Below are 24,285 nucleotides of genomic sequence, written 5' to 3' on the forward strand. Positions count from 1 at the left end.
ATTTAGCATATTGAATTGGACAGCGATGTAGGTGCAATTGATCTTTTTTAGGCACCGTCTAGATAAGGAACTAACAGGTCGAAGAGCGAGTAATCTATGCTACTCTCAAACCTGCTCAACGAGAGTTTAGACACTGCTACGCTTGAATGTTGGCAGCGAGAGCGGACGGCAACTCCCATCAGGGCGTTCGCCGTCTGGCTCCATTCTACCGGTCTATCACTCAGGGAGGCAGAAGCAATTCTTCGGTTACTGGGCGTAGAACGCTCGTTCCAAGCAGTTTTTCAGTGGGTACATCAACTGTCTGACAGCGTTTCAGACCCGCCGAAGGCGACGCTAAGGTGGGTCGCGGTCGACGAGACCACTGTCAAAACCAATGGGGTGTGGTCTTGGTTGTACGCTGCAATAGGCCTCGACACAAAAATGATTCTTGACGTTGCGCTGTTCAAGCGTCTTGGAACTGATCCAGCGGCTGCGTTTCTCCACGGAGTCTGTGAGAAACACGACTGTTCAGAGACGGTTTTTCTGGCTGATACCTTCGAGTATCGGACTGCATTCTCTCGATTAGGAGTGACCGGTCGGGTCGACTACACAGACCGAAACCTGATTGAAAAGTGGTTCCAGACGTTCAAAATGAGAGTCGGCCGTTTCCACAATTCATGGATGGGCAGTCAGCTGAATATCCGTCGGTGACTTGCAGTATTCGTTCATTACTATAATTTTCAGTGACCGCATCAGTCGCTCGATGGTCGAAAGCCAGCTCAGGAGGTTAACTAGACAGTGACGTTTTTTTATTTTATATCACCCAGAAAATCTTTCCAAGCTTTCTCAGCGTGGCTGATTCAAAAACGCGGGATTAGACCCTAATCAATCTCAATCAGTGTGAAAATAAGATACGCAACAGAACCCAAACTCCGAAACTGCGGGTGTCGCGCTGCGTTTGAATTTTTATATAGCATCATAGAATATATGCTCTACTGGTGCAATTTGGACACTGTTTTACTAATTGGCGTTGTGTATGATCCACTCCTGCACAAGCCAAAGTATTAACTCAATGGGAGAACGTCGGTGAGTAATGAAAATCCTCGATTCAAAATCATCCCAACACGCAGCGAGAGGGTTACTCCCCGGTGAGAAAGCGTGAATCAGCAGCCTGACTCCCAGGGTTTAGAGGTCGAAGAGGAGGCTTCAGAGAACAAGACGAGAGAGCGTCGCTACAAGTGGTCCCAGATGAGCCTCGACGAACTCGTCGACGTCTACTGGCAAGACATCGCACCGGAGCGATATCGCGATGGATTCGACGAGGACCGCGACGTTCCAACCTATGGGTGGCTCACCGAACATGGATACAGTGGTATCGCGTACGCGCTGCGCGAGCATCATGATTTGACGCCCAAGCAGTTCTTCCTCGACGTTGTCGGTCTCGAAGATGAGGAATCTGTGGGGTGGGAGTGGAACGTCGATGACGAAGATACTGTCAATGCTCTAGAAGTGTACCTCAATTCGATACAAACTCGTGGTGGGCGAGCAGAGAGTACCGTCGAGACCCACCGGACGAGGTTGGCCAAGTGGGTTCGGACCTATCGAGAACTGCACGGGACTGATGCATTGCTCGAACCACTGTCTGAACTTGACCAGCAGCCGATGGAGATAGAGCGTTGCCTCGCTGTTCTCGACGTGTTCGACGAGGAGTTATCGACTGATCGGTCGAAACTCGAGTATCTGCACGTCGCCAGAGCGTGGTACGCCTTCGTAAAGCGCCGGAAGTACGCGAAGTACAACCCACTCTCGGAGGCCGGCGAGGAGTTTGGCTGGGAAGCCAGCGAACCAGACCCACAGGCGTTGTCCGCGTCGCAGGTTCACCGCATCTACGGAGAGGTAGATTCTCCTGAAGCGGAGTTGCTCTTAGTTGCGCTTGCTGGGTGGGGGTTGCGACCTTCAGAGGTCGCTGCGTTGCACGTTGACCAAGTGGTTTTGGATGCCGAAGATCCTCATCTGTCGTTCGGTGATGGAGAGCGGAAGAACGGTCCTGGAGAGGTGACGCTGTTGTACGGCGTGGATGTCGTCGCTGACCGGATTGATGCGCTATCTGACCGTGGGACGTGGAACGGGTATCTGTTCCCGTCTCGGTCATCGTCGACGGGCCACGTGTCAGTTAGTACGATACGTCGTCGGTTTAAGCAGCTTGCTGACACTGCTGGCGTGGTTGTCGATGGGGATACGCCGACGCCCAAGATGGGGCGGCGGTTCTGGTACTCGGCGTATCAGGAGGCTGTTGGTGAGGTTCTAGAGGGGCTTGAGGGAGTTGCTGAAGACCAGGGGAGTTCGTCGACAGAGGTTGTGCTTCGGAATTACTTGTCAAGAGAGCAAGAACGGAAGGCGCGGCGAAGAAGGATGTATGAGAAGTTGAACGCAGCGTTCAGAACGACTTTGAATGGATCTGAACCATAGCGATTTAAAAGTAGCTTTGAGAAATTCAAAGGTGCTATCTTAGTTGTGTTTGAGAAACCAGACATCTAGGTCAAAACAGAACACCGCTCTGTATGTGTCAAGCCTCTTTTTGACAGAGTCTGAGGGTCTCAACAGAGCCACTTCAGTAGACAAATTCGGACCAATTTCCAAATATTGACATAGTGTCTGTGACTACGAGTTGCCCATGGACTGTCTTTCAACCCAGTTGAGAGACCTTCGATATCCTCCATTTGTAAACCAGTCTCCATTTTTTGACAGAACGTATTCGGTATTTTGGGTTCCTATTAATTTAACCCCGGTAACCTTCTTTGAGTAAGAATTCATGCTTGCTTCTGTATCAGTAACCTCGAGAAACCGTTTCCGTTTATTAAATCGAATTCGATCACCGGTCTCTACCGTACTCAATATATCTGCAATTTCTCTCGAGGACATCTCTTGTCTCTCACCATCGGCTACAGAGTCTGGCTGAGAAATAGCATTTGAATACTTTTCACTAAAATCTATTTTACAGTGTTTTTGCCATAGGCCCCGATTGTCGTAGACATATGCGACCTTCACAGGTAAAAAGTCAAATTTTGGAATCCATATCTTTTGGTGCTTTGTGAATTTTTCGTTAGGTCCTTTTACTTCTACAAATTGGTAGTCACCCGGTTCAGATTTGTCGCAAATGAACAAATCTGGGGTACCCGGCTCACTAACAGCACTAAGCGGATCAGTACAGTCAAGGCTGTCCCGTATTTCGTTTTCTAGAGAATCTATAGTCTGATTTGGGATGTCCGATTTCAGAATAGCTCTTCTTACTCTGTCGTCCTGTTTGTGATATAGATTTTCTACGTGTTTATCGAGCACATTCTCATAGTATCCATGTGCAATATTTTCATTCATCCCAAGATTGTTTGAAGAATATATTGGGCGTTCATCACTTTGTATATCAATCTCAGACTTAGTACCCCTTCTGACGTCATATTCAATCAAGAAATAGTTTCTAAGTGACATTCTGTTCTTATCGAATGTTACCACTCACGGGTTTAAAACTCACCCCAGCCTATTTGCTCGACTCACAAATTGACTCAGTTGTTTGACCCAGTACCAACAAGTCAGTAAAAACCCTACCGCGCATTCCGAAGTTCCCAGTACCCTCCAAATTAAGATAACTGACTATTCACTCCGAAAGACAGATTTCCCAGTCTAAACACAGTTAGTGGGTTTGGACCCAGAGTTCGCCCATTGTGGAGAGACCTGGTTTGTACCGGTTCTTTTCTTGTTCTCGCTTGACGAAGCCTTTCTTCTCTAACTGTTTGACGTTGTATTGGACTTTGCTCTTGAATGAGTCCATCTCAAGGTCTTCGTCTAAATCTTCTGCGAGTTCTCTTGCGAGTTCAGACGTGGATTCCATTTCTCCTTCCTTCGCAAGGAATTCGAGTATCTGGATCTCAAAGTCGTGAAGTTCGGCGAATGGGACCACGGGAAATTCGACGTGAAGCCCGCCGTTCATTCTGGAGGCGCCTTTTGTGGTCCCACTGCTTTCGATTTCGTCTAACAGTCCGGAGATTGCATCGTTACGTTCTCGGAATTCTTGTCCATCTTGTTGTTCGAGGAATTCGCTTTCTTTCTTGAGTTCCTCGATCATTTCGGTGATGAGGTAGCGTTCGGGCGAGACGTAGTATGTGTGTACTCGGTCTCGGAGTTCAGGGTTTTCGACGACTAAGGCGTTGGCGGCGGTGGCAAAAGCAAATGCAACGGTTCGAGGCATCGAGGAGATGTTGACCCATACCTCGTTTTTCTGGTCCACTTCTGATTTTATCATCTTGTAGGCCCTCGGGTAGATGTCCTCGAATTTGAAGATATCCTCAACCTCGTGGATTTTGACTTCTTTACCGAGGATTGTTCCGAAGGCCTGATCGAGTTTATCGACCATTCGCTGTGCTAGTCCTTGGACTTCCTCGCTGTTTTCCTTCCTTGCAGAGTGGAGGAGGTAGATTTTGTCTGCGTCTAGTTTACCCTGGGTTATTGGTTGAAACAGTCTTTCGTAGTCGAAGCCGACTGGGATTATGTGTATTTTCTCGATCATTATTTGAATCACTTAATACCGATTTCTGACTAGTACTTCACAAATTTTCTTGTCTGAAATACTAATCGAGTAAACTTGTTTGTACGTGCTTGACTTTGGGCGACAAAGCTTTTATTATATTCGGTATCCTTCGAACAATTGTACTACCCCAATTTCAGGTGGACCAAATCCAATGACAATCCCCAAGAGAAAACAACTGGGATTCAACCCCGCAAAAATCGACGACACGCCTAGAGGCACAGTTATTCTGGCAGAGCCACAGTCGGCCCACCAACGGTTTCTTCAGGGTATCCCACAGGAAACCAAGGTACTTCTCAGAATCAGCGATGCGAACACTCTGCTAAACCGTAGTGAAACAGCCAGTACATACTACGGGGATGAGACCACCGTAATAACCACAACCACGGTCCAAGACAAGTACCTCTCAGAACTCACGTGGGAACGAGAGCTCGAACTAATCAAAGAATTCGAGCCAGACTATCATATCCCGTGTGACTACCCAGTCTACAAGCACGACAAGGAAGACCAGCGACGTGGCCACGTACGGAACTGTCTCGAAGGAACTCTTTGGGTTGGTCAACACCTCTCAGACGTTAAAACCCGGATTATCCCCCTAGTGAAGGGCGAGACCCCCTCAGAACGTGGTCTCTGCTACAGAGTATTCGATGAGATTAACGCCGAATATGTGGCTGTCTACGGCACCCAATACTTCCTCTCCGGGAAAGGGTTCAGCCCACTTCTGGAAACGCTGCAGGCAATCGCCTCCGAAGCATCCCACCTGAAAATCATGCTCATCGGACTCCAATCACCACGACTACTCGAACAGGCACCACCACAGGTCGTTGCCGCTGCCGGACAACGGTGGATCAGACAAGTCCAACTCCGAGACGTACCATTGTCGAATTCTCACAGATTATTCGGCGAGATGGACTGTGCAATCACAGATTCGTTGTCCGAAGGCCAAGCACCACTTAGTATGTGGACCGGTTCTGCGGAGGTGACTGCATAAACCATGGGTGGCGGATACTCAACCTCACTGGGAAATTACTCCCAAAGTGGACGCAGACCATCCGATGCCGGTGATGCCGGTGACGTGGTTCAAGAAACACTTCAGAGCGAAGACGAAGTCGAAGAAAGCTACGAGAACCACGTCGGGGATACAAAAATCACCGATCGGCAAGGCGAGACAATCTCCGACCGCCGCGACGTCCTAGTAAGTATCCTCGAAGAAGACATGGGAATTGAAGACAGCCGTTTAATCGGCTCATTCACACGCGGAACGATGACGGGACCGCTGAAACAAGATTCCGATGCCGACGTTATGGTGGTTCTCGATGCAGACAAACATCGGGACTGGATCGAGCAAGAGAACGGTCCTACCAACGCACTTCGAGCGATTAAAAGACGGATCGAAAACGATCCACGGTTCTCTCAGACGGAGGTGAGGGTGGACCAGAACGTGGTACAAGTGAAGTATCACGATTCGACAATCGAGATTGCACCTGCATTCAGGTACAGTGAGGTTCCGCACGCGGACCACCCCAGAGACGGATTCAACCTGTTCAACGATGCAAGTGATGGATACGCGATTCCAGACACTCACGGTCAACAATCGTGGCAGGGAACGAACCCCAGAGAGTACAAGCAAATGTTCGAGGCACGTGATCAGGCGCACAACGGCCGTGTCTCCGGTCTAACTCGGGCAATGAAGACCTGGGCGGACCGGAACAATGTCCCCGTCAGGTCGTACCACATGGAGACTATGGTCTACAACTACTTCGAGGAGAAGGCACGGCGTGGAGAGCCTGTACCGAGCTCGTACAACGAGTTGACACGGGAGTTTATGCGAACGCTTCCGAATCGTGTTCACGGTAAGGCGAAGGAGCCGGTGTACAACGAATCTGTAGACAAAGGAATGGGCCAGGAAGACCGGAATGCTGCTGCAAAGAAGGCGAAGAAGGCGAGCGAAAAGCTGGAAGAAGCGAAACGGCTCAAAGACCAAGGTAAAACCGAGGAGGCGATGGAGAAATTAAAAGAAGTTCACGGAAAAGACTTCAACTGAAAAGTCAGACGAGATGACTAATTATGACTGAAGACGACTTTGACTATGAAGCCCATGAACGTTTGAGAGGAAGGGTTGCTAATGAAGCGGACAGCGTTCTTTGGACGTTCAAAGCATACTACAAAGGCGCAGACTGGTATACGAAACGAGATCGGTGGATGGATTTGGGTGTTTTCGGAATCGCGGGCCTGCTAACAATCGCTCTGATATGGGGTTCCGCACCTCAACATCTCTTGGTCAGTCTGGCAATCATTACTGCAGTAATGTCTGGGTATCGTCGGATGGCAGACCCTGGTGATAGAGCAGACGAGTGCTACCGAGCGGCTCATGCATACCAACGCCTGTTTGACGACTTCCGGGATTTCATCCAGCTCGAACTAGCCAACAAGGAAACAGGGTTAGACGAGATGTATGAACGCTACAGAGAGCTCGCAGAGCGACGAAGAAACCTGAACGAAGACATGCCGGAAGTCACCAGCAAATGGTACGAGAACCTAGATGACTCCATCTACGACCAGGTTGGAACCACAGAGAAAGACAAAGAGCGGCTAACAGGGGAGGCCAAGCTGAAAGACAATGTGTCAAATCACGATCTGAGCGTTGAGGAAGTGAAGGACCGGCTGACCGGCGATGCCGCCCTCAATGATGAATCAGAGGACGAAAAGGAAGAATGAGTATACCTACCTCACAGCTGGAGACTTCCTGAACAGCACACGATTATGTAGTACTACAAACGGCCCTTCGCGATGTGCTTACTGCGACGACGGTGGAGGACGCGATTGTACACCGGTGAACTGCGGGGGAGATACAGACACGATCGGCGCGATTGCTGGTGCAGTCGCAGGAGTCCGGTTCAGCGCGTCGAATCTTCCCGATCGGTGGGTGTCCGAGATCAGAGATGCGAGCGAACTCGAGACACTAGCTGGTCAGCTGATGCCCCCGACGAAGTGACGCTCACCCACCACTAGCACTTTTCCACCTAAGCGAGGCTATCAAGGCAATCAACTCGTTTGTACTGTAAACGTGAGGTTTCAATCAGCCTTCCCAGAATGCACGCTGCCTGGCTTCAATCTCGACAAGAGCCATTGAGAGGACATCGCGCCAATCGCTGGGATGCGGTGAATCATCTCCAGGTGTCGGTGCATCTGGACCGGGATGGATGTGGTCGCGAGCGTTATGATCCGATGGATGGCGGTCCCATCGATGATCGAATGTTCCTTGCTCGTGATCTTCGTGGTAGTGCAGCGAGAAGTCGCCGTTCTCGAACCGTACTTGCGCGTGTCTCTCGTTCACCCGTCCGGATTGACTGGGCCTTTATACTTCGACTTGATTTTGTCTCCCTCTCTCCACTGCCAGTAGTAGTAGCGGTTGTCGTTGATCTCTTTGATGGTGATCGTCGCCTTCGTGGGGACATCGTCTGGAAGGTCGTCCGACCGTTCTTCAAGCTCGCCTTCCGGTGACTCGTCCTCGAGACGGGCCTCGCACTCCTTGTATTCGGCCAGCTCTTCGGCATAGCGGCCAACGTCCCGAAGACGGTTCGGCGATGATCCATTGAGAGCGTTGACGACTTCCGTGGGGAGGTTCGGCGGCGGCGTTGGTGGTTCGTAGGACATCGGCTGCTGCCTCGTGTTAACCAACACAAGTCGCTAATCAAAAATTTTGTTGGTTAAGTCAGTGCCGCGAATCGTATCCAAGACTCAGAACAAACCCACACAGCCTCTTTTCAGCTCACCATCCACGGGTCAAAGCGCCAAACCAGGATTATCGTACAAAGTATCATACCCTAGAAGGTGTTATCGTAATTGCAAACATATCTTAGCACCCACAAACTAATATGAGCGTAATCCGTCTCTAGGACAATGACTGAGGATACGCCGTCTCCGCCGGACATGAATCTGGCCGGTGAGTGGGACAAAGCAGTCGAGAGCCGGACGGTCAAAGATCGTGTGTATGAAGCAGTAACGACGCTCACGTCGCCGACCACTGTTGCAGATGTCGCAGAACGTGCTGACTGTACAAAAGAAGGCGCACGTCCTCATCTCGAGTGGTTCGTTGACGTCGGAGTGCTCGAAAAAGTCGCCGACAATCCTGCGCTCTTCGTTCGCAATGAGGCCTACTTTGAGTTCCGTCGTATCACGGAACTGACCCGGGAGCTCAATACACCAGAAGCGGCTGAGGAAGCAATCGACGAGTACCGAGCCCGAGAACAGGGGCTCTCGAGTTACTTTGAGGAATCCTCGCCTGAGGCAGTTGTCCTTTCCGAGACGACGTACGACGATCTCGATGAGGCGTACGATAGACTGAGTGAATGGCGAACTGTCACTCGCCGCCTTCGTGAACTCCGAGAAGCCAAATTCCGTCTCGAATCAAATGTCAGTGGAAGTCCTGCCTCCTCGTTTCCCTAACCTCGATGGGACGCACAGATGACCTCAACGAAGAACGGATGCGAATTCTCGGTGGTCGACTCGCAGATCTCTCGGTAACCGAGACCGTCCAGTACTTCCCGTCTGGAAAGGAAGACCGTGTTGTTGCCACTCTTCAGTCGAGTTACTATCCCGACGTCGTGGATACTGCTACTCTCGAAATCCGTCTTCGACTGAATGGTGAGTTCAATATCCAGTATTTTGAGGAATGGGCTGGTGAGCGCTGGTCGTGTCGATGGGACCCCCACCCGAATACACACAACACACGCGACCACTACCACGTACCACCCCAGCCGCGAGAAGAGAGTGCGGTCGATGCAGTCTACCCAGAAGATCCGAATGACGTGCTTCGGATGGTTCTTGAGACTATAGAGAAACGAGTCAACGATATCTGGGCGACAACAGATCCGATTTTCCCGTCAGAATACGAGTTCAAACAGGAGTACGGTGCAGACTACCTCGTGGACACGTAGGCAGTTTGTCACTCTGGGCGGACGACTTCATCGCATGAATAGCATTCTGCGAACACGCCAGTTGTCCCATCGGCCTCCTCAAACTCAATGAGCGACTGATAGGCTTCGATCTCTTCGCCGCAGTCAGGGCATCGACCAAGCGCCGTCGAATCATTCGTCATAGGGGATTGTGGAGACGTGTGTGACACAGATTGTCTCCAGTAGTAGTTACATGGTGTCACAGCAAAGATGTTTGGCCAGTTCGCGCGCCCCCCAAAGTCCCAATCCCCGGACCTGTGGTCGGCACTGGTTGTTGATATCGGACCAGGATAACCAATTTCAGAGTTGGCTATTTCGAGATAGGCTATTTTGCCTTCAAGCGCAACGGAGTCTGCTCGCATATTCCGAGCAGAAGGTTAGGAGCAAGTTAGGTACCTAAGGCAGCTAAGTCACCTAAGGTAGAGATGGTAGGACAGAGACATTTCTGGATACCATCCATAATCGAGAACAGACTTAGTTAGCTTAGTTTCCACATTCACATTAGGTACCTCAGGTGCCTAAGGTGGCACAGGCCCATTAGGTGAGGTAGTTGAGCTAGGACCAATAGATAACATAGATGAATCAAGCTGTACAATGGTACCTACCTTACCTGCCTTAGGTACCTTAGGTGGCTTAGGAGAGGTAGTTAAGTCAGGAAATATTATATGATATGCGTGAGTCTATCCGTACAACCACAGGTACCTCAGCTACCTTAGGTGACTCAGGTGAACTCCAATGTCACAGGAACCCCAACCAAACGCTGTCGCACTGAACACGCTCAAGGGTGGCGTCGGGAAAACAACGATTTCGCTTAACACTGCCCGCGAGTTAGCTGAGCGAGATCACGACGTTCTGCTTGTCGACCTCGATCCGAATGGTCACCTCACAGTTGGCCTTAACTTCCGCGAAGTCTATCTAGACGATGAGCATGCAGATCTCGGAGAGATCATCATAGATCGGGATGCAGAGCCAGATGACGCAATCGTTTCGACTGAGTTTGGGTTTGACCTCTTCCCATCAACAGCAGACCTCGAAGACGTCCAAGATCGTCTCGGGTCGGTGAACCACGGAACAGTCAGGATGCGACAGTTCCTTGTTGAGCCGCTCTTGGGCGACACCTACGATTACATCATCATCGACACGCCCGGGAGTACGGGACACCTCACGGACAACGCACTCGTCGCAACCGAGTCGATTCTTGTGCCACTCCGCCCAGGCCCTGAATCACTCGGAGGGTTCGAGCGAACGGTCGAGCGTCTAATCAAGCCACTTCGAGAGTTCATTTCGCTGGACTTGCTTGCAATTGTACCGACAGACCTCCAACGTCGTATCGATCAACAAACTCTTGACCGAGAGCTGATCGAGTCGTTGGTGACGCGTGAACATCTCGCTGCGAAGGTCCCGAACTTCGCGTATATCTCTCCAGCTGACCTGGAAAAGATTGATTCCGGAGAGTGGGATGGCTCACTCCCGAAGCCAGGTATTCGCCACTCTGAGTCACTCTCCCGTGCAATTGGAGATCACAAACCGCTTCGAGACTACGCACCAGAAGATTCGATCCTCTCGTCGTTCGAAGAACTTGCAAGCATCATTGAACACGGAGAGGTGCGTCGCTAATGGGAGACTACACCGACCGCTTTGCAGGGTTGGATGAGGAACTTGCGGAAGTCGAAGACGATGGCGAAGAGCAGGAGTCCGATACAGCCAAGTCTGAAACTACGGACACCTCTGGAGAGGTACGGGACGAGGTGACGCTCAAAGATGAAGGCATAGAGTCTGACGTTGATTCCAAAGAGGAAGATGAAAGCCTCGAACGTGAATCAGAGGTGAGTAAACAGTCAGGCACCGATGGACCAGAACAGGAATCCAATCAAGAAGGAAGGCCAAGTACTTCTGGAGCGCTCGAAGACAGTAATCCCAGTTTCCCCTTCTCTGAGTCGGTACAAGCTCAGATATACCCACGGCGAACCACCCACGACGAGTTTGAGGACTTCATTCAATTCGACGTGAAACAAGCGCTCAGAGAGTACGGTATCCGGAATGACGAGAAGCGTGAGATACACGAAGCAATCCTTCAGTTCATAATGGAACATCCTGACGCAATTGCCGACAAGGTGGTCGAACTTCGCGAGACATAGGACGAGAATTATTCCACAACCCGTTGACACTCCATGATGAAGCGAAGTTGGTCACTCACGGAGTCCGGACACATACACCGTCGTTCATCTGTTCTTTGAGTCGAGAGTCGAGTGGTGATGGAGTGACGACTATAGCTAGTTTATAAAATAAGGATGTTTCACTCGGTTTCATAACTCTGGGTGAATTAATTAAACGTCATTAACACACGTTTGACGGCTTGATAAGCCACTTAGTCGAACTTGGAATAGACAGTATAATTATCCTCTACCAGTAAATATATAATAACACGAAGACAGTGATTTGTGGTAAAAATTATCCAATGGTTCTAGTTCTAGTCTAGTGTTGATTCGGTTTTGGTGGTACAAACACGATGAATCATGTTTGGCCACTCGCTGACCTCGGGTTCACGTGGAAGAACAGATGAAATGTGGTGTGTGTGTGTCGGAATCTCTGAAGAACAAACGAACAGATGAACAGGTGGTGTCTGACATAGATTCGAGACTTCCTTGCCGAGCTGACGTCACAGTAGTTCGCTAATCTACATCGATGAAAAAGGAAATTCGGGCGGTGGCTCTGTAATGATCGCTTTGGCGAATATTTGGTGTAAGAGCGTGACCTCGACTATGTTTCAGAAGAAACAGATGAACAGCGGTGTCTGTCACAGCATCAGTGTGTAGTTGAACAAGCGAATCAAATGAAATGTGGTGTCTACAAAAGAAACAGATGAACAGGTGGTTCTAGTACTCTCACCGTGAAATTCTGGAATAGATGAATCATTGATACTTAAACCCGGTGAGATATGCCTGATTTCTCTATAAGCTAATCGACTTTTGGACTTCGCTAGTATATCTTGGGAGTTGTCTCCGGGCAAAAGTTGGGGAACTAGTCTCGTCGACCGTGGACAATAACTCGGGAAACAAATGAAATACGGTGTGTACAAAAGAAACAGATGAACAGGCGGTCCGGGGGGTTTATATCATTTGGCAACACAACCCTCACCAATGGGCCAATTTGAGTTTAAGCGTGGGAACACCCCCTACGTCAACAGAGGGGCACTCACCGACGAGTATACTCCAAATTCTCTCGTCGGTCGCGATGACGAACTCGAAGAGTACCACTCGGCGCTTGAGCCGGTTATTTGGGGAGAGACTCCAAAGAATATCTTCCTCTACGGTAAGACTGGGGTCGGGAAGACTGCCTCAACGAAATACTTCCTCAAGCAACTCGAAGCAGATTCCGAACAGTACGATGACCTTGTCCTGCGGACGGTATTTTTGAACTGCGACGGACTAGAGACGAGCTATCGTCTGTGTATTGCACTCGTCAACCAGATGCGCTCGGCCTCCCAACAAATCTCTGAATCCGGTTACTCGAAGTCTGAAGCATATGCGATGCTCTGGGAAGAACTGGAATCGAGAGCTGGAACTGTCCTCATCGTTCTGGACGAAGTTGATCACATCAAATCCGGTGAAGACAGTATTCTGTACCAGTTGTCTCGTGCCCATGCTAATGGGAACGTCTCCGATACGAAGATCGGAATCATCGGTATCTCAAACGACTTGACGTTCACAGATGACCTCTCACCAAAGGTCAAAAGCTCACTGTGTGAACGCCAACTTCACTTTCCAACATACGACGCGACTGAACTCCAAGATGTCCTCCAACAGCGTGCCGATATCGCGTTCAAAGACGACGGACTCGATGAAGGAGTAATTCCACTCTGTGCTGCATACGGCGCCAAAGAAGCAGGTGACGCTCGTAAGGCTCTTGACTTACTACTAGAGGCAGGCGACGTTGCTCGCGAAAACAAACGCAGCTTAGTCACCGAAGACGACGTCAACCGAGCACAAAGCCGGCTGAAATCGAAGAAGGTCAGGCGTGGGATTCAGGGATTACACGAACATGACCACTACATACTCTATGCTCTCTGTGTGTTGGCTGCAAACGGCAAGATGCCTGCGCGTACACGTGTGATCTACCCACAGTATGAGCGAATCTGTGAAGCTGGCGATATCGACCCCCATACTTCTCGCTGGGTATCTGACCACCTTGACGAGCTCAAAATGCTTGGCTTGCTTTCGGTGACCGAAAAGAACCTTGGCCGGAAAGGTGGAAAATACCGGAAGTGGGACTTGAAGACTGACATCTCTAACATTCTTGAATCGATAGAAGAAACCCTGAAAGTAGTAGGAGTCCTTCGCAGTATCGAACCGTACATCCCTGATTCACTCGAGCTTCGGTCCAACTGACGGTGCGGCATTTTTTGCTGGGGCCAGATTCGCTCCGATGTTCCTGCTGACACTGCCACTCGGTGGCTTCAGTAGGAAACCCATCAGTTGGCGCGGAGCCACCACACATTGTACCGCCGCAAAATGCGGATACTGAGTCGTCTTTGTCTATCAACAATCTCCTTGCTGAATTAACTCGCCACTCTTTAAATACACGGTCAGACACACCACTCTTGCCAGTAAAAACTAGATCCCCCAACGACCTCAGATTCATCGCACTTCTTTGGGAGAACGCGTCGATCGAGACCTTCCAGCGTCCAAAGAGTACTCTGGAACAACTACTCCGGCAAGTCTATTACTCTCCGTTACATGCTGTTACATATGCCCGTTGACTTCGAAAATTACCAGCCATCGGACCTTCCAGGACCGAATACGAATGGACGTTCCATTCTTCGCTTCCTTGCAGCGACTCCAGAAACAGGCTATCGAGCGGGTGAGATTGCTGAGGCGCTCGACATCCCACGAGGAAGTGTTGGGACGACGCTCAGCAGACTCCATAATCAGGGGTTTGTGCGTCACAAGGGCGAGTATTGGGCGATCAATCCCGACGCCTACGATGCACATACTGCGAGCTTGATTGGCTTGGCTGCCGTGAGCGAGCAGTTTGAGGGCGACTACTACGACGAGAATCCGGACTGGGATGCAAATCTCCCAGACCTCGATGAGTATGAAGATGCAGACTCGGGTGCGGAGTAGATCTGATGTATGAGCGTGGGGTAATTGTCGTCGTCGCAGATCCGTTCGGGCATACTCCTCGACGTCCGTATCTCATCCTCAGCGACTCGAGTCATCCATTTGCCGGCAACCAGTATATTGCACTCGGGATCTCGACGAAGGAGTACTCGGACAGTCTTCCGCTTGCTGGCGCATACGAGACCGGAACGATAGACCGTGAGTCGTTTGTTTCGCCGTGGGCCATCGTCTCGCTGATGGATAGTGATATCGAGCGTGCAGTTGCTCAGGTCACTTCAGAGTTCACAGATAGCGCTGCTGCTCGACAGACACGATATGTCGAGTGACATCCCTCTGCATCGTTAGGTAGGAGGGTCGTCGGTGTTCTAATTCGACCAGATAATATAGTACCTAGTTTGGCATGCTACCACACTTCATATCGGCCAGTAAATATATAATATTCCACCAATCTGGTTGACATGTACGCACCGCAAGACAATCGGTGTGGAACGATACCGAACACATGATCTCCCGCTCAGTTACCGTCGAAGACATCGATGAGTTGTTCCTCAGGTGGAACGACCATCTCAACGCATCGGCCCTCTATCGGCAAGCCCTCCGCGACGAGATGCAACTTCGCGACGTTGAGCCGCACGAACTCCGCGCACAACTCTCCGAAGCGCGTGAGTTGGGCTACTCGCTCGATGAGATTGCAACCATGACGAGTCGCTACGCCGACCTCCAAGCGCTCGTGTACGACCACACCGAGTGACCTCATGTCTGACTCACACTCCCCTACTGACGCTCGCTCCACCGGCCAGCAACGGCCCTCCCGATCCATCCTCCGACACGTCGCAATCGGGAGCATCCTGTTCACGATCGCTGCCGTCCAGCCAGTTGCCGCACAAGACAGCGTGGTCTGCAGCGCTGAGAAATTGCCGGGGATGGTTGAGGGCTTCTTCCAGATCACGACGACGCTCGGCTTCATTGGGTTGGCAGTCATCTGGCAGGCCGACTCCCTCGCTGAGATCTTCACCGCCAGCCCCGAACAGAAAAAGCGACTCAAAGTCCACAAGCGCGCAGCACTCAAATCCGCCCTCATCTTGGCGGTGCTCGGCCCGCTGTATTCCGTTGTGGCGTCGATTATGGGCCTCCCACTTGGGGACTGTATGAATCTCACTCCCTGGTAAGCGCCCCACCAATCCACCTTTGCCCTCCCATGGAGCATCGAGTGCCCTCCGTACTGGTAGCCGCGTTGCTCGTGTCGAGTTCCATTATCGGCCTCGCCACGGCACAGCCCCCGAGACCAGGGACTGAGACAAACGGCCTCACGGAAAACGAGTCGGCAACGCTCTGGTCTCGTGATAGCGACCGCTACGTCAGCCAACAAGACTACCAGCAGCAGTACGGCGACGACCGAACGGCACTCCACCAACTCGCCAACGGGACTGATATCACGTTCACGCGCCCACCGGCAACAGCCGCGACGTGGACGCGCAACGATTTCGCGGATCTCGACGCCGGCGGACCCGACACGTCGACGTATCCGCCCCACGCATCACTCGAAGATGGGACGTTCATCGACGATGCGCACGCGACGATTTTCGCAGTCACGCCATCGACGCGCGGGCATCTCGACGCAGGTGAGACACCGCTCTATATCGCTCCCAATGGGACGGTTCGCGGGCTCGTCGACTACCACGTTCGCGTTCCAACCGGGAACGAAACGGGTAATCAAACCGTCGACTGGGCACTCGTCTCTCACGAGATTGAGAACACCCGTCTAAAAATCGATGGCATCACGGTTGCCTCGACTGCTGGCACTCACACGCCAGAATTACAGTATCAGACTACTCACTCGTGGGGTGCGAATCTTACGCTCGAAGCGACCATCTCTGTTCGCCTCAAGAAGACCGTTGAGACAACGGTTGGTGGCGAATCTAAGACGACAGTCAACTACCGGACCGAGACACGAACCGTCTCAGATACACTCGATACCGAGATTTACGACCTCGCGGCGTACCCCTACTACGCGCAGTACCCGAACGGGGATACTGGCGTCGCGATTTTCCAGTCCCGCCCGTGGCAGGGCTATACGCTCACCGACGATGAGACCTCCAGAGTCCGTGGTGTGTGGCGGTTCTACACCGCTCGCAACACGAACTGGGACACACTCGTCACATCGACCGGGACGTCGACAACTACGGAACAGTCGGATGCGATTCCCGTCCGAGTTCACGCGTATCCCTCGCAGATCGGGCCGCGAGCAGAGCCGGTTCGCGATGGCCCGGATATCATCGACACGTGGGGGACTGACCGGGCGTCACCCCGTGAGACGATCGGCGAGAACGTGACCGTTGAGGTCGTCAACGAGTCGTACACGCCTACCTACGGATTGGCCGTCCGCGCAGAGACCGTCGACCGGGAGGCGCTTCGGGTAGGCGGGATCGTTCGCGGCGTGAATGCCACGATTGTCGACCCCCAAGTCGGGTCGGCGCGACAGCTTCGTGAGAGTAACCTCTCTGTTGAGCTCGTTTCGCAGACGACGTCGAACGCGACGCTCCGAGTCGAGTTGCGCGATAACCAGACGGGTGCACCGATCGCATCGAATGGGAGTGACCGACAGTACTCGATTGGCGGGTCGTCACACAGCGGCTACATCACGGTGGGTGACCAGCGCGTTGAGACCAACGAGAGTGGCATCGCGATCGTCACGCTGGACGAACCGGGGATCTACACCGCCCGCTACCACCCCGGCACGTGGCTTGGCCACGACCCGGCGTATGTGGGTGATACGGCCTCTGTTCGCTGGCATCCACTCGGGACTCTCGAGGGCTGGGTTGCGTTTGTGTTCGAGGTCGGCTGGCAGGCGATCCCGTTCGTCGTGACGTTCTACGCCGGTCGCCGACTCCTCCGCATGTTTGGACCGACAGATAGCGACTACCGAAACCAATGATTCCAACCGATTCACCGATTGATAGACGTACCGTCCTCCGAACCGTTGGCGGGGCCGCCCTCGCCAGCGTTGCCGGCTGCCTCGATGGTAGCCGTAACTCGGGCACAACGACGCCCGACCAGACATCGGCGACGACCGAGCGTGCTGGTCCCCTCTCACGCATCGCTGTTGAGGGGCAAGCCATCGTTGTGGAAGTTGATGCTGACGCACCCGTCGAACAGGTGAACCTCATTCAACCAAATGGGGAACTCTTCGGGAAACGTGGGCTTGCCGCCGGCGCACGACAGGTTTCGTTCGAAATCGGGACTGCCTACGAGCCCGGAGAGTTTCGTGTCGTCGCGTTGGATGGTGACGAAACTGTTGCTGAGGGTTCTCTCGAGATTAGCCCTCAGATTGAGATTCAGGACGTTGGGCTGTTTCGAAATGTCCCGGATAAGCCGTGGGACGAGGTCTATGGAGATACTGAGACAGACCGTCTCAAAAACGGTGAAGCAGTAGTCACCGTGGAGAATCATGGAACAGGTCCTGACGCAGTTGTTGAATTGATATTTGCTGAAGACGTTCCAAATCCTATTTCGGACCCTCGTGGGAGTGGAATGTACGAAACTGAACAAGTCGTTGTTGCGCCGGGAGAGACAGTTGACCTGTTCAGTAACTCATTCCCATTCGGTTCAGAATCAGAGAAAGGCATGGGTTGTTCCTCTGAGGGGAACTCTGGACAATTTAGAACCATTATTGAGACCCGAGTTAATGCAGATCAAGTCTCGAAGTCGTTCGATGTGACGTACTCTGGGTCCAGCAGTATGAGTGAGTGTGAGGTCACTATCACGGAGGCCTGACCAATGGTTGACTTAATCGATGTCGTACTAGAAGGGTTCAAAGACATCGTTGAGTGGATTATCTCTTCGTTCATGGAGGGTCTGCGGTCTGGATACCGAACGTTGTCTGAGGGCATGTTTGGAACCCCGACGCCTCAGACCGATGGTGTGTTCATCTTTGGTGATCCAACCAATACGCCCTGGCCAGCGATTCACGATGGACTCATTGGTGGCGAAATAACGCTCATTGCACTCTTATTGCTCATAATGAGTGTCCAGGGGCGTCATACGATCCGAATATTCAATATCGGTAGTGCATACGAAGCACGAAAAACCAAGAAAACTGCCTGGATCGGTGCCGTCTTGATTATCTCTTGGTACTGGATTAGTACCCTCTCACTATTCCTTATTGATGGATTCACCATCGCTCTACTGCCGGATGTCTCTTCAGTATCCACGGCGATGCTGCGCTTTCTAGGGGGTTCCATCACCAACCCGAGCTTAGGCCTGTTGTTCGCTTTTCTGGGTGGTGTTTCTATGTGGGCCCTGGAAGCGGTGTTCTACATTCGGACAATTCTCCTCTTCGTCTATCTGTATGGGATGCCGATCGCATTCGCTCTCACCTACGGAAACATCCCAGTTGTCTCGGATGTTGCAATGGGATTCGCTAAACGCTTCGTCCCGTTGGCTGTTCTTCCACTTCCAGCTGCAATAATCTTCAAGGGATACGACCTCTTGTACGTTGGAGCGTCGCTAACACCTGATTCAGCGTTTCTCAGCTATCTCGTCTCTGTATCTCTTCCACTCATCTCACTCTATGTGACGTGGAAGACGTTCACGTACGCGACACCCCTCACCGCGAAGGTGATTGGTGGTGCAACGCGAGGCGCAGCCCTCGTCGGCGGCGTCGCAGCCGGTGCGTATGTCGGTGGTGCTGGCGTCGCGACAACCGCCGCCCGGTGGGGGCCGAAAGCCGCCGCCGGTCAAGCCCTCGCCCAGCGAGCAGCCGCACAGCGTGACTCGACTGATGACAGCGACGGACTGCCATCGTACCGGCGGACCGAAAACGAACCTCGAACCCGCTAACTATGTCGACAGATCAAGACACAGCCGCTCGGCGCATCATGGACCAGTTCGGCGAAGCGAGTCGCATCCCCTACCTCAACATCGAAGAGGGTGACGTCGGCATCCTCATCGCTCTCCCCATCTGTGGATTGCTCCTCGCCGGCCTCACGGGCATTGAATCACTCGCCGTCCCGCTTATCGCAAGCGGCCTCGGGATGGGCGCAGCCATCGTCTACGTCACCCCCGACCATCTGAACGCGTGGACCTGGACGAAAGACGTCTATCGCTACGCCAAACGGCCCCGCATCACGTTGAGCGCGCCAGCCCAGCCAGACAGCCAGACGAACGAGACCGTGCGCAACGAGGGCGGACTCGCGAACTACACGCCATTCACGCCGGACGAGCGAACCCAAGACCTGACGAATATCGAGCGAGCGTGGCCCGGCGCCGGCGCGATTCAGCGGACCGACGGCGCGATGGAGGCGTTCATCGAAATCGACCCGGGGAACATGGACTTCGCGATGGCCGACGACTGGGCCCAACTCCAGGATGCCGGCGCCGAGTTCGCCAACAAAGAACTCGACTCGAAGCTCAAATTCCACGCAACAACCCGGTCATTCCCGGTCGAACAGATCACCGAGACAATCGAGGAGCGACTCACCGACGAAGACGTCACACAGAACCCGATCTTCCGTGAACTCCTCGAGGAGTATCGGGAGACGCGGCCCAAAGAGATGCGTGATCGCGGCATTCAGCAGGTTCGGTACTACATCGGCGTGGAAGTCTCGCCACTCGAAGTCTACGACCGATACCGTGACGAGGGAACGCCGGCTGAAAAGCTGACGCAGTTCCCCGTGATTGGCATTCTGTTCAACCCGTTCGTCACACGACGAGAAGATCTCTCTGACGTCGAACGCCGCGCCCAGATGTTCGAAAAGCTCGATGACCGGATCACAGACGTCCGTTCCGAGTTCATCCAGCAGGCCTCCGGCTGGTCTGCCCGCCGACTCAGCACGGTCGAGTTGTTCGTTTTGAACATGGACTTCTGGAACGGCGAGGAACACGATTTTGAGACCGAAGCAGACGTGATTCGCGAACAGCCGATTCTCAGTCGCTCACGCCGGGAGGAGGCGTTCGATGTGTAACCTCCCGTTGCAGTCGAGTCGTGATATTCTCACGCAGCTCACCCAGTGGGCCCAACAGCCGACATCCCCCGAAGGTGCAGCGCTCTATCTGGGGACCATCATGCTCCTCGGCGTCGGCGGGACAGCCCTCTGGCAGCGGTACCGCACCGACGACGAGCCGGAAGTCGACTTTTCGGATGTCCTCGACGAGGAAACGCTTGAAGCCGGCGAGGCAGAAGGCCAACTTCTCGACGATATCTCGGAGTCACACAAGACGGCGACAGCACCAGCAGCGATTGAATGGGAGACGCGAGCTGCCCGTGTCGGTGAGCAATGGACGACGACGCTATACATCGCTGACTACGCCGACTACCCGAATGACGGCTACTTGAGTGACCTCTTCGAGTTGACCGACGTCGAGTTCGACCTGACGGCGCACATCACGCCGAAGAACCAGCAACGCGCACGAAACGAACTACAGGACATCGCGGACGACCTGCAGGTCGACGCTGATTTAGAACAGAGCGTCCGGAGTGAGTACCTCCAAGAGCGAGCCAACGAGGCAGCGGCGACGTACAAGGCCGTCGAGAGCGGCGCGAGTGTGTTCGACCAAGGGCTATTCGTCACCGTCCGCGCCGACGACACGGACAACCTCCGAGACGCTGTCAGAGCAGTCAAAAGTGCGCTCCGTGACGAACCGGCGAACCTCACGCCGAAGACGGCTATCTGCCGGCAGGACCTCGCACTCCAGTCCGCCGCCCCAATCGGCGACAACGTGTTCGGTCGGGAGTCGATTGCCCTCGGCGGCGCTGTTGGGTCCCTCTTAGCGTCGCCACACAACGCGACGATTCTCGAAGAAGGGGGCGTTGAGTTCGGGATTCACAAGGACAACCAGAGTCCGGTCGTCATCGACCCGTTCGCCCGCGATAACGGCTATGCGATGTTTACGGTGGGAGACACGGGCTCTGGCAAATCGTTCGGTGCGAAAGAGAACTTCATCCGGTCGATCGAACAGAGCAAGGACCGCATCGGGATCATTCTCGAACCGCTCAACAACTGGACGGGCGTCTCCGAAGCGCTCGATGCCAAGCGAATTACCGTCGGTGGGACGCTCGGACTAAACCCGCTCGAAATCCGCCAGACGCCCGAACACGTCCAACGGGCAATGGGTGAAGACGCGAGTCCGTTCAACGAGAAACTCGACGACGCGATGAGCTTCCTGACGAATTTCTTCGCCCTCCGTGGCATCTCACTCGGCGACCGCCGAACGACACTCGAACTCGGCCTCAGACAGGCCTACGAGCGTCATGGCATTACTGATGATATCACGACACACGGCAACCCGAGCCCGACGATTCGAGACATGTTGGACGTCTTTGAAGAAATGGTCGACGACCCCGAATCGTTCGTCGTCCGGTCGGATGCGGAAGCCGAGAAACTTAGCGACGATGCAACATGGTTGATCGACCAACTGCGGCCCTTCGAAGAAGCGGGCCGCTACGCGAACCTCGGGAAGGAATCGGAGTTCGACATCCGTGACGAGAAAGTCATCTATCTCGACCTCGCCCAGCAAGAAGGCAGCGTCGACAGCAGTACGGCGCTGACGATGCAGTTGCTCATCTCGCTCGTCTACGAGCGAGCGAAAGAGACGGACAAAGAGGTCGTGTTTGTCATCGACGAAGCGCGGTACATCATGCAGGACGCCGCGAGTCTGGCGTTCCTCGAAACGGTGTTCCGACACCATCGCCACCACGACCTCTCGATTCGCCTCGTTACCCAGACCGTCGACGAGTTCTTCGAGCACGCTGAAAGTGAGGCTATCCTTGACCAGTGTGCCGTCAAGCAGTTCCATCGCTTGGATGGGATGGACGCGGAATGGGCCGACGAGTTCGGCCTGAATCACGCCCAGATGCGGTACGTACAGGACGCGGTTCCCGGGAACGAAGACGCTGGTTTTTCAGAAGCCTTGGTTGGCGTCGACGGCGAGTGGCGCGGTATTAGAGTCGAAGCAATGCCCAAGGAAACGGAAGTCATCGACTTCGACCCGACCGAGCAACGGCGGGCGTCGCTCCCCGGGGCTGGTGAGACAGCGGTCTCTACGGATATTGAGGCCTTTCGGACGGAGTTAGCGCAGCAAGCAAACGGAGAGTTACAAGACATGCAGACTGATTCAACAGCAACTGACACCGGCCAGCTTGGAGGTACCGACGATGCCTAAGCGTGAGTATCTTCGCGTGACGCCGACCTCGGAGGAACTCACAGCCCGCGGCATCCCGCAGACCCTTGAGAGTCTCCACAAACTGACCCCTGACAGTTCGGGCCTGCGGTCGAAACTCAACCCGTTTACATCCGCGACCCCACCGCGCTTTGAGTTCCTTGCGCTTAGCACGGGGCAAGACGCGCCAGTTGAGTTCTACTATGGTGCTGACGACTATCTTGGGACACTCGAAGAGCGGCTTCGGTCGATCTATCCGAAGACGTTCGACATCGAGCGTGTCGAGGAGGACGTCGCGTCGAAGTTGATTCACCCAGTTGCCTTGTCTCACGAGGAGTTCGTTGAGCGCTACCAGCAGGGTGACCTCCAGTACGAGTTCACCGACGACGAGCAGTATTCGGCTGCAGACGCCGACGCGGACGTGACGCCTGACGGTGGCGGAAGCGTCGTACACGAGTCTGAGGGCTCACCGACGGACGTTGCCGACGAGGTTGGCGGCAGAACGGCGGACGGACTGGTGTCGATTGGAGAGACAGTTGTCGAACTTGAAACGACTGACTCCCTCGCTGACGAGGTTCCACCCACGTCGGTCGAGAAGCCGACAGTAGCCGCAGACGGGACGATTCTCGCCCGCCCCGCGGCCGACACCGTCTCACCACGGGGCGTGCGGTGGTGTGGGTCGGCAGTTCGGAAACAAGACTGGATGTCGTCGTTGACACCGCTGACGGCGACGCCCGACGAGAGCACGCTGCCGGCGGTCGACGAACCGGGAGCTGTGCTTGCGTCGCTGATCGACCATCTAAACGATGCACGCGAACCGCTCGCGTTCCAAGTCGTGTTTCAGCGCCGGGAGAGCTGGCAAGCGGATGCGGAACTCCGCAAAGAGGACTTGAATGATGGACGGGATACGCTGTCGCAGAAAATCCTTGGCGACCTGCTTGACCCCGAACTAGAGTACGAACGTCGAACCCGTGATGAATTGAGTGACATCGTCGTCAAGCGACTTGACGCGATTGATGCGGTCAATCCCAAGCGCTCGTACACGACGAATATCCGGGCAATTGGCGTACCAACGAGTGAGGCCGGTCGCGACGCCCTTGATGACCGCCTGTCGTCACTTGCGCCGGTGTTCGACCCACTCGACGGCCCGTTCTACGAGATCGAAGCGACGCGACTTCGAGACCGTGGCTTCCGACAATCGAAGAAAGAACAGCATGCACGAGCAGCGCTCAATCGACTCCTTTCGCGGGAGGTAACGACTGGACGTGGTAAGACCCGGCCGGAGTTGGTTCTCTGTGGGGCCGAGCTTGCGAACTTCATTTTAGTACCATCGTCGGACCAACTGACGGTCGAAGGAACGCGAGGGACGCGTGCTGAACAGCAGAGTCGTGATCCGCTTCCGTGGCCCAATCCTGACTTAGTCCAGCAGTTCCGGGAAGGAATGGCCATCGGGTATGCACTCGATGAAAACGGCTCGCCGCAACAGCGTCCG

Annotated in this window: 22 protein-coding genes and 4 pseudogenes; 21 read left to right on the top strand and 5 right to left on the bottom strand. The window is 53.5% G+C overall.

Annotated elements, in window-relative coordinates:
• Window positions 1-96 precede the first annotated feature (96 nt).
• Together AUR65_RS16005 and AUR65_RS16010 are read left to right on the top strand one after the other, a co-directional pair.
• Window positions 97-726, top strand: a pseudogene (locus AUR65_RS16005) (IS6 family transposase).
• A 501-nt stretch (window positions 727-1,227) separates the two neighbouring features.
• Window positions 1,228-2,448, top strand: a complete 1,221-nt coding sequence (locus AUR65_RS16010; protein ID WP_058567845.1) for a tyrosine-type recombinase/integrase — start codon at window positions 1,228-1,230, stop codon at window positions 2,446-2,448.
• A 192-nt stretch (window positions 2,449-2,640) separates the two neighbouring features.
• On the opposite strand, the gene AUR65_RS16015 is transcribed toward AUR65_RS16010, so the two are convergent.
• Together AUR65_RS16015 and AUR65_RS16020 are read right to left on the bottom strand one after the other, a co-directional pair.
• Window positions 2,641-3,489, bottom strand: a complete 849-nt coding sequence (locus tag AUR65_RS16015) for a VRR-NUC domain-containing protein (protein ID WP_146047433.1) — start codon at window positions 3,487-3,489, stop codon at window positions 2,641-2,643.
• Window positions 3,490-3,667: 178 nt separating this feature from the next.
• Entirely contained in the window at window positions 3,668-4,552 is an 885-nt protein-coding gene (locus AUR65_RS16020) for an HFX_2341 family transcriptional regulator domain-containing protein (protein WP_146047434.1), read from the bottom strand.
• A 160-nt stretch (window positions 4,553-4,712) separates the two neighbouring features.
• Here AUR65_RS16020 and AUR65_RS19595 point away from each other — a divergent pair, with 160 nt between their 5' ends.
• From AUR65_RS19595 to AUR65_RS16035, 4 genes and pseudogenes are all read left to right on the top strand, one after another.
• The gene (locus AUR65_RS19595; protein ID WP_146047435.1) at window positions 4,713-5,549 is read left to right on the top strand and encodes a hypothetical protein; all 837 of its coding nucleotides are present in this window, start codon (window positions 4,713-4,715) and stop codon (window positions 5,547-5,549) included.
• Between the two features lie 84 nt (window positions 5,550-5,633).
• Window positions 5,634-6,602: a CBASS oligonucleotide cyclase gene (locus tag AUR65_RS16025; protein WP_233194394.1), complete on the top strand. Its 969-nt coding sequence runs from the start codon at window positions 5,634-5,636 to the stop codon at window positions 6,600-6,602.
• A gap of 23 nt (window positions 6,603-6,625) precedes the next feature.
• On the top strand, window positions 6,626-7,276 hold the full coding sequence (locus tag AUR65_RS16030) for an SLATT domain-containing protein (protein ID WP_058567835.1): 651 nt from the start codon (window positions 6,626-6,628) through the stop codon (window positions 7,274-7,276).
• Between the two features lie 44 nt (window positions 7,277-7,320).
• Window positions 7,321-7,553: pseudogene (locus tag AUR65_RS16035) on the top strand (ADP-ribosylglycohydrolase family protein); the annotation flags it as partial.
• Window positions 7,554-7,637: 84 nt separating this feature from the next.
• Here the strand turns inward: AUR65_RS16035 and AUR65_RS20555 are convergent.
• Window positions 7,638-7,874: pseudogene (locus AUR65_RS20555) on the bottom strand (hypothetical protein); the annotation flags it as partial.
• A gap of 17 nt (window positions 7,875-7,891) precedes the next feature.
• Window positions 7,892-8,215 (bottom strand): hypothetical protein, encoded by a 324-nt coding sequence (locus AUR65_RS16045; RefSeq protein ID WP_058567847.1) that lies wholly within the window; start codon window positions 8,213-8,215, stop codon window positions 7,892-7,894.
• 246 nt (window positions 8,216-8,461) lie between these two features.
• Between AUR65_RS16045 and AUR65_RS16050 the strand changes: the two genes are divergently transcribed.
• A complete protein-coding gene (locus tag AUR65_RS16050) occupies window positions 8,462-9,007 on the top strand; it encodes a DUF7342 family protein (protein ID WP_233194395.1) in 546 nt (181 codons plus the stop codon).
• 5 nt (window positions 9,008-9,012) lie between these two features.
• Complete coding sequence (locus AUR65_RS16055; protein WP_058567836.1) at window positions 9,013-9,498, top strand: hypothetical protein; 486 nt, start codon at window positions 9,013-9,015, stop codon at window positions 9,496-9,498.
• A gap of 8 nt (window positions 9,499-9,506) precedes the next feature.
• On the opposite strand, the gene AUR65_RS20620 is transcribed toward AUR65_RS16055, so the two are convergent.
• A complete protein-coding gene (locus AUR65_RS20620; protein WP_449405011.1) occupies window positions 9,507-9,659 on the bottom strand; it encodes a DUF7837 family putative zinc-binding protein in 153 nt (50 codons plus the stop codon).
• A gap of 592 nt (window positions 9,660-10,251) precedes the next feature.
• On the opposite strand from AUR65_RS20620, the gene AUR65_RS16060 reads away from it, so the two are divergent.
• The 13 genes and pseudogenes from AUR65_RS16060 to AUR65_RS20310 all read left to right on the top strand — a co-directional run.
• Window positions 10,252-11,133 carry a ParA family protein gene (locus AUR65_RS16060; protein ID WP_058567837.1) on the top strand — a complete coding sequence of 294 codons (882 nt, stop codon included), beginning with the start codon at window positions 10,252-10,254 and terminating at the stop codon, window positions 11,131-11,133.
• Window positions 11,133-11,654 (top strand): hypothetical protein, encoded by a 522-nt coding sequence (locus tag AUR65_RS16065; RefSeq protein WP_058567838.1) that lies wholly within the window; start codon window positions 11,133-11,135, stop codon window positions 11,652-11,654. The genes AUR65_RS16060 and AUR65_RS16065 overlap by 1 nt, the downstream gene beginning before the upstream one ends.
• Window positions 11,655-12,656: 1,002 nt before the next feature.
• Window positions 12,657-13,904, top strand: coding sequence for an orc1/cdc6 family replication initiation protein (locus tag AUR65_RS16070; protein WP_004968215.1), 1,248 nt, complete (start codon window positions 12,657-12,659; stop codon window positions 13,902-13,904).
• Window positions 13,905-14,264: 360 nt separating this feature from the next.
• Window positions 14,265-14,639 carry a MarR family transcriptional regulator gene (locus tag AUR65_RS16075; RefSeq protein ID WP_049905280.1) on the top strand — a complete coding sequence of 125 codons (375 nt, stop codon included), beginning with the start codon at window positions 14,265-14,267 and terminating at the stop codon, window positions 14,637-14,639.
• Between the two features lie 5 nt (window positions 14,640-14,644).
• Window positions 14,645-14,962, top strand: a complete 318-nt coding sequence (locus AUR65_RS16080) for a hypothetical protein (RefSeq protein WP_084816486.1) — start codon at window positions 14,645-14,647, stop codon at window positions 14,960-14,962.
• 176 nt (window positions 14,963-15,138) lie between these two features.
• Entirely contained in the window at window positions 15,139-15,387 is a 249-nt protein-coding gene (locus AUR65_RS16085) for a hypothetical protein (protein WP_004967632.1), read from the top strand.
• A gap of 4 nt (window positions 15,388-15,391) precedes the next feature.
• A complete protein-coding gene (locus AUR65_RS16090; RefSeq protein WP_058567839.1) occupies window positions 15,392-15,805 on the top strand; it encodes a hypothetical protein in 414 nt (137 codons plus the stop codon).
• 29 nt (window positions 15,806-15,834) lie between these two features.
• Complete coding sequence (locus AUR65_RS16095) at window positions 15,835-17,571, top strand: hypothetical protein (RefSeq protein ID WP_058567840.1); 1,737 nt, start codon at window positions 15,835-15,837, stop codon at window positions 17,569-17,571.
• Window positions 17,568-18,410, top strand: a complete 843-nt coding sequence (locus tag AUR65_RS16100) for a hypothetical protein (RefSeq protein ID WP_084816487.1) — start codon at window positions 17,568-17,570, stop codon at window positions 18,408-18,410. Before AUR65_RS16095 ends, AUR65_RS16100 begins: the two co-directional genes overlap by 4 nt.
• A gap of 3 nt (window positions 18,411-18,413) precedes the next feature.
• A complete protein-coding gene (locus AUR65_RS16105) occupies window positions 18,414-19,475 on the top strand; it encodes a hypothetical protein (RefSeq protein ID WP_058567842.1) in 1,062 nt (353 codons plus the stop codon).
• Between the two features lie 2 nt (window positions 19,476-19,477).
• Entirely contained in the window at window positions 19,478-20,599 is a 1,122-nt protein-coding gene (locus tag AUR65_RS16110) for a hypothetical protein (protein ID WP_058567843.1), read from the top strand.
• The gene (locus AUR65_RS16115) at window positions 20,592-22,796 is read left to right on the top strand and encodes a VirB4 family type IV secretion system protein (RefSeq protein ID WP_058567844.1); all 2,205 of its coding nucleotides are present in this window, start codon (window positions 20,592-20,594) and stop codon (window positions 22,794-22,796) included. Before AUR65_RS16110 ends, AUR65_RS16115 begins: the two co-directional genes overlap by 8 nt.
• Window positions 22,789-24,285 (top strand): annotated as a pseudogene (locus AUR65_RS20310) (ATP-binding protein); the annotation flags it as partial. The gene AUR65_RS16115 and the pseudogene AUR65_RS20310, both read left to right, overlap by 8 nt.

Source organism: Haloferax marisrubri (genome assembly GCF_001469875.2).
GTDB classification, from domain to species: Archaea; Halobacteriota; Halobacteria; order Halobacteriales; family Haloferacaceae; genus Haloferax; species Haloferax marisrubri.